The organism is Silanimonas sp. (genome assembly GCF_027530345.1).
Lineage (GTDB): Bacteria > Pseudomonadota > Gammaproteobacteria > Xanthomonadales > Xanthomonadaceae > Silanimonas.
In genome coordinates this window covers 1-5,310 of the sequence record NZ_JAPZQK010000065.1, presented here as the reverse complement: position 1 = coordinate 5,310, position 5,310 = coordinate 1, and the positions used below count along the sequence as shown (strand labels likewise).

At 63.7% G+C, this 5,310-nt stretch carries 1 protein-coding gene; it reads left to right on the top strand.

All coding sequences use genetic code 11. The annotated features are described in order from the left end of the window. Positions 1 to 656: 656 nt before the first annotated feature. Positions 657 to 5,090: a Calx-beta domain-containing protein gene (locus tag O9255_RS15225; protein ID WP_297867715.1), complete on the top strand. Its 4,434-nt coding sequence runs from the start codon at positions 657 to 659 to the stop codon at positions 5,088 to 5,090. Positions 5,091 to 5,310: the final 220 nt, after the last annotated feature.

Genomic DNA, 5,310 nt, shown 5'->3' with positions numbered 1-5,310 from the left:
GATGATCAAGATCATGGGCGTGCACGGCATGACCCGGGCGATCGCGGCCTGACGCATTCCATTCTTTACTCATCCGTAGCAGCGCGAACGCCCTTCGCTCCCGACGCCAGCGCGTCGGCGAGAAGTTTCCACACAGCCTCGGCCAGGAAGGGGCACTGGTCCGGCCTGCGCGCCGGTGGCAATGCTGTAGGTCACCGAACTCATCCGCAGTGCGTCCATTCCGGCGTCGCCGCCGGCGCTCTCGGACTACTCCTCGCCTTCGAGCCAGCCTTTGCGCGTCAGATGCCGGTACATGCGATGCGCGATCGTTTCAGCTAGATGCCTCAACTGCGCGGTAGTCGTGGCGAGGGTGCGGTGTAGGCGTGGTTTGCGAGGCGGTGACACGTCATGCTCCACATGTACTCCCTCAACACACAGCATGGGGAGGTGGACATTGAGGTTGAGCGCGCCGCCAAAGCGCAGGGTCACTCCCCGCTGCTTTCTTTCGGGAGGGCCAATACTGGGCAGTAAGGCTCCCACGTGGTAGCGGCTGTAGGAGCCAAAGTGCTAGGTTCTCGCGTCGAAACAACACGCTCGATTTCATGAGAAATGGAATTCTTGCCCGTCGCTGGGCCGCGGCCGCTGTTTTTCTCTGTGCGATCTCCCCGGCCTTGGTCATGCAGTCTGCGGTCGCGCAAAGTTCGCCCTCTCTGACGGTACTAGCAGAGCTCGGCTTCAATGGAGGTCCGTCGATCGTCCAAGCTCGTAATGGACGTGTCGTCACTGGCGGCCGCTTTGTCGTGTCCCCAGCATCGGGCCTCGGTGGTTTTGCCGTTCTCGAGTCGGGGCGTTGGGCGACTCCGGCTGGATGGACCAGTGCCGAAACCACCGAGATTGCAATCGACCCCCAAAGCCGGCGCATTTTTGTCGCCAACGGCAGCAGCATCCGAAGGATTGATGGCGATGCCGTTGTCGCCCTGCCGGCGCTTCCTTTGACCGTCACGGCCCTGCATTGGGACGAAGTTGGTCAACGCCTTCTGGTGGGCGGAAATGGACGGGTCGCCAGCTGGAACGGCTCGGCTTGGACCTCTTGGGCCCTGAGCTCGGCGAGCGCTGTGCGTTCAATTGCAGTGCGAGCGACCGATGGTTCTCCCTTCGTTGGTATGGCGGGCGGGGCGGCCTCGGTGCACCGCTTTGACGGCACCGCTTGGGTCGCCGTTCCGGACCTCACGAGCGGCACCGCAACAGAACTTGTCTGGAGCCCCACCCTTCAGGCGATCGTTGCGACCGGCGGATTCACTCTCGCCGGTGGCCAACCAGCGGGAGGTATCGCTGCCCTTGGCAGCTCGGGATGGACGCCACTCCTTCCGCCTCGCGGACCCGTTGGCGGCGCGCAGTATCAGTGGTCGAGCGCGCGCTGGGATTCGTTCCGGAACCGCCTGCTCGTGGCAGACACAAACGCGATCTATGCGCTGTCCGGTAGCGAACTCCGGAAGCTTGAGTCTGCCGGACAACCGCAGGGACCGATCATCGTCGCGGACTTCGATGTCGATCCGCAGGATGGACGCGTCTACGCGGTGGGGCCTCTTGGCTCATCGCCAAACGGCACCCCGCGAGGTTCGATCGCCGTGTGGGACGACACGGCGTGGCAGGCAATCGAACGCGGAAACCTTGGCGGCCACGTAGGTGAGATCGCCGTCGACACTGCGGGAAATCGTCTGTTTGTAGAGGGCGACTTTTCTTCGATCGGCGGCGCCACATCGCCCGGGTTGGCGATGAATGACGGGCAATCGTGGCGGAGCTTGACGCCTCCTCCCGGGGGTGCCGCGCCTTGGGGAAGTATCTGGTTCCTGCACTGGGATCCGGTTGGCAGGGAGCTTGTTTGCGTGACGACGGAGGGGGGTGTGAGGCGCTTCTGGCGCCTTTCGGGAAGCAGTTGGCTTCAGACCCCGTTGCCGCAGGGCGTATCCGAGCTAAGGCCGATCGCGTTCGACCCTGCCGCCGGGGAGATGTATGCCATCTCGTCCCAACGGGAGGTGTTTGCCGGCCGCTCGGGAAGTTGGCGACGGGTTGCACAGCATCCCACCCACTCACTGGGCGAGGGGGCGTGGGATGCGGTCAACCGCCGATTGATCTTGCAGGGCACCAATAGCGCGGTTACTCCCTACACTCAGGACATTCTGGCGTTGGATGCCTCCGGCGCCTGGTCACGCCTTGGGAGCATCGTCAGGACTCGCGACCTTGGCACGGGGGAACTCGTCGAGGACATTGCCGTCAATCCCGTGGATGGTCGGATCGCGGTGGTCGGCAATTTCGAGGCCGTTTCCGGCGTCCCTGCATCGAGCGTCGCGGTTCTCGAGGGCGGGCAGTGGCGTGCTCTCGCGACTGGAGCGAACGGGCAAGTCAGAAATGCAGCTTGGAGCGGTCGCGGCGATTTCCTGACGATTTCTGGGCCGTTCACGTCCATAGGCGGGCTCTCGTCGGGGCGCTTTGCCGTCTGGGCCCGCGGGGCTTGGACCGTGCCCTTCGCCGGAACCAATGGGTGGGTCAACGAGATGCAGCCCGACCGCTCTTCCGGTGGCGTGCTGATGTCTGGTGCTTTGACGTTGCCCGGCGGCCCGGCGGCGTCGCTGGGCGTGCTTGATGTCTCCGCCGCGGGGCCTGTCTCTCCAAACCTCCGCATTGAACCTTTGTCTGTTCCGGAGGGGGATTCTGGCGAGTCGATAGTCACGATGAAGGTGGCCCTCGACACACCGGCGCCATCGTCTGGTGTCAGCGTGGCGTGGCGCACGGAGAGCGGGAGTGCCACCGCGGGAGAGGACTTCATCTCCGCGAGCGGCACGGCTTCTATCGCGCAAGGAGCACTGGAAACATCCATTTCCATTCGAGTCATCGGCGACCGCTCGGTGGAGTTGGACGAGTTCCTGCGTGTCGTATTGGGGCCGGCCATCGGGGCGACGATTGGGCAGCCAGAGGCGCAACTCGTAATCCTGAACGACGACCGCAGCGGCGTGCTGCCTTCATTAGCGGCCCGGCCGGATCGGTTCGACGTCGTCCGACCGGGAGAGAGTTACACGCTTGACGTGCTCCGAAACGATGCTTTCGAGTCCTCTCGCATCCGAAGTGGCTCGCTGAGCGTCGTCGACGGTCCGACGGCCGGACGCGCTTCCGTTTGGTCGCCTGTGCCCGGGGATGGCGATGCATCGGACGACAAGGTGGTATTGACCGTTCCGGCGGGCGAGAACGGCCCCATCCGATTCCGCTATCGCTTGTGCGAAGAGACCGCGGGCCGTTGTTCCGAGGCCGATGTGGAGGTCGATGTCCGGCCGTGGATGGGAATCCCGCGCGCGATGGCGCTGTCGGATGAAGCGGGGTTCCGTGATATCGAGGCGGGCGAGTTGCCCGCACTTCAGGGCGCCATGTTCGAGGCCTTCGGGCTTGTTGCGCCCCGGCGATCGGTTGTCGACGTTCCCGCCGATCCGACGCCAGAACAACTCTGGGATGGTGGCGGAACAACAACCCTGTTGAGGTCGCTTGCGGCACTGCCGGACGGCGCGGCCTGGCGCGTCTTCGTCGATGTCCTTGGCGAGAACGTTGACGTCCATCTTGGCGTCGACACGAATGGTGACGGATCTGCACAGCCTAACGAACGGCTTTGCTCGGGGATTGCAGCCGCGACCGCTGGCGATCGACCCGGTCGATGCGAGTTTTCTCGGACGGTGCAAGGCTCCGCTGCGCTCACGTATTGGATCCTGCTGCATCGCAGAGCCACCGGCACGGGAGGTGCCGTCACGGTGGAGTCTTTTGATGTGCGCGTCGATCAGCCCACATTGGATCGGACGTTGCGCGCAACGGGACCGGCGGTAGTGGCCAATCGGGGAACCGCCCGTTTACGTCTGTCATGGGACCTGTTCGACAGTACGCCGGGCGAATCGCGAGGCGGGTGGATCCGCGTGGCCGCGAACAATGGCACTTATGAACGCTGGTGGCCGGTGCGCATCGACGGTCCCAGCTTCGGACCTCAGCGCATCCCGCTTTCGATGGGCGTCTCGCGTCCATATTCCATTGGGCAGACTGGGCAGGTCCGGCAGTTCATGCTGGACGTGCCATCCGGTCCTTTGGCGCTCGACCTTGGTTTCTCAGGTGGTGGGGAATACGACGTTAGAGTGGTGCGGGACGGTTTGCCGGGCGAGAGTGCGCAGGTGCCGGCGATCCCTACGCCACAGCCAAGCTTCCCTGAAGTCGCGAGGACAAGCTCGCTCAATGGACGAGTAGGAATCACGGTGTCCTCCAATGTCGGCGGCCGATACTGGATTTCGGTGACGAGCCGCACGGCTGCGAAGCTCGTGTTCAACGTCGATGCTCGCCTTTCCGGCGCCGCAAGCGGCGAAATCGCGCCGGGTGGTTACTTCAATGCGCTTCGGTCAGGGCATGGCCTCTTCATCTACCCAGCGGGCAGGCAGATGGTTGCGCTCTGGTACACCTACGACCAGCAAGGCCAACCCACCTGGTACTACCTCCAAGGTGAAGGACCGGCATCAACCGGCGTGTGGCGAGGTGCGCTCTATAGGAGCGTGTGGCTCGGCGCGCGAAATGTCCTGACGGCGGTCGGAGAAGGCATTGTGACGCCGCTGCAGGGCGGTGACGTCGTCTTTACCTACAGCGTCGACGGTGAGTACGGGACCGAGAGACTGGCCGGGTTCGGCTCGGGATGTCCGAGCGTGGGCGGGGCGATCGTCGATTCCTCCGGTCATTGGTTCGATCCGTCACGCGCTGGCACTGGCTACAGCGCGCAGTTCTTCGCGGGTTACGAGTTCCACGCCGTTTTCGCTTACGACGCCGAGGGCCGTTCTCGATTCTTGGTGGCAGAGGGGGGGGCGGCGATCGCTGCGGACCGGACATTGAACCTTGAGCAGCTTCAGGGCTTTTGCCCCCTTTGCGTCCGGTCCATCGCTCCAGCGAGAACACGGGTGGGAACTTTGGCGCGGAGCCTCGAGGGCACTCGATTGAAGACGATGCTGGGTCGATTCAGCTTCGCATCGCCACTGCGCGGCTCGATCGATGTTCTTGACAACGTCACGCCGCTCGGCGCAACCCAAGGATGCCGCTAGCGTACTGCGCTCACAGGCATCGCATGGGACCCGCCGCATCTTCGACGGTGGCGTATAGGAAGTTCGAACGCACTTTTCTGGCCTATTCCGTTGAAAAACTCGGTTGAAGCGGACTGTTGAAGCTGCTTCACTGACCTCCCATCGATCCAGCGGAATCCGCAGCGATGATGGGACGTCAGGACGCCGGACAAGCGCCTCTCTTCTACGCCTTCAACCTCGA

Coding starts and splice junctions, on each gene's coding strand:
- O9255_RS15225 (WP_297867715.1), top strand. CDS start 657: ATGCAGTCTGCGGTCGCGCAAAGTTCGCCCTCTCTGACGGTACTAGCA.